Origin of the sequence: Gillisella terrae, from assembly GCF_004801395.1 — a bacterium.
GTDB lineage: Bacteria > Pseudomonadota > Alphaproteobacteria > Rhizobiales > Rhizobiaceae > Allorhizobium > Allorhizobium terrae.
This window is the reverse complement of the sequence record NZ_SSOA01000030.1, coordinates 1-491: the sequence shown is the minus strand read 5'-3', so window position 1 is coordinate 491 and position 491 is coordinate 1. Positions and strand designations below refer to the sequence as shown.

Below are 491 nucleotides of genomic sequence, written 5' to 3'. Positions count from 1 at the left end.
CTTTCTGGATGCATGGTGGCAATGTTGAGTGCGAGCCGTCGCATGATGGCAAGGTTTTGGGGCGCATTGTTCTTTCGTGAGCGCCCCGCATCTTCGGCAAAGACGGTATCAAGAACCCAGTGCAGGTTGTTTTCGATGGCCCAATGGCTGCGGGTGATATCGAGGAGTTCATCCGCGCTAAAGACCTTGGAGAGAAGGTAGAGCCGTTCGTCGGCTCTGCCTTTTTCGCTTGTCAGCGTGATGCGGCCAATCGCCTTCAGGCCCGGGAAGCACGTTTCCAGTCGTTCGGCAGCAACCACACTCGCCGTGCGGGTCATGATTTCGCCCTTGCGCCGTTCCTGTCGCTCTATCTCGCACACGGGTGTCTGTTGGAGCGTGAGCGAGGCGGCTTCATGCAGGATAGGCTGATTTTCCTTCAGTCGAAGCGCGTAATGGCCCTGTTTGTCAAGGATCGCCAGCGCCATCTCGTCATGGGCATGCAGGGCGTCCGC

General features: G+C 58.0%; 1 protein-coding gene. It reads right to left on the bottom strand.

The genetic code is table 11. The features are described from left to right. A partial coding sequence (locus tag E6C51_RS20005; protein WP_190237305.1) for an ISAs1 family transposase occupies positions 1–491 on the bottom strand: 491 nt, incomplete at both ends.